This window comes from Salinimicrobium oceani (assembly GCF_012037645.1).
In genome coordinates this window covers 1-473 of sequence record NZ_JAAVJR010000544.1, presented here as the reverse complement: position 1 = coordinate 473, position 473 = coordinate 1, and the positions used below count along the sequence as shown (strand labels likewise).

Here is a 473-nt window from a genome sequence, read left to right as displayed (position 1 = left end):
CTAATTCCACAGGCATTTTTAGCGGAAGCTGTGATGTTAAAATCTCCTCCTGATGCCGCAGCTCCAGTTACATCAACAGTAATCGAATTGGTGCCTTCTCCTCCAGAAATTTTCCATCCATTTGGAAGTTCCCAGTTGTAAGAAGTTACGTTGGCATTACCGCCTGTGACGGTGTACACTAATCCTGACACAGGGGGGCAAATTCCCGAAGCTACATTCACATTGCCAGATGATGCTGCAAATACTGGTGCCGCAGGTGGTGTATAGCCTTTCAAAGTAATAACATTACTTGTCGCAGTGACAGGTGCCGCACAAATAGTATTTGAAGTCATTACGACTGAAATTTGGGAACCATCAGCTAAAGAAGAAGCCGTGTAAGTTGCACCTGTCGCTCCTGAGATATTAGAGCCATTTCTTTGCCACTGGTATGCAGGAGACGCACCGCCATTGACAGGTGCGGCTGTGAACGTAAC

1 protein-coding gene is annotated in these 473 nt (G+C 46.5%); it reads right to left on the bottom strand.

What is annotated here, in order from left to right:
• The coding region (locus tag HC175_RS18160; protein WP_209310079.1) for a hypothetical protein at nt 1–332 on the bottom strand (332 nt) is incomplete at its 3' end.
• Nucleotides 333–473 lie beyond the last annotated feature (141 nt).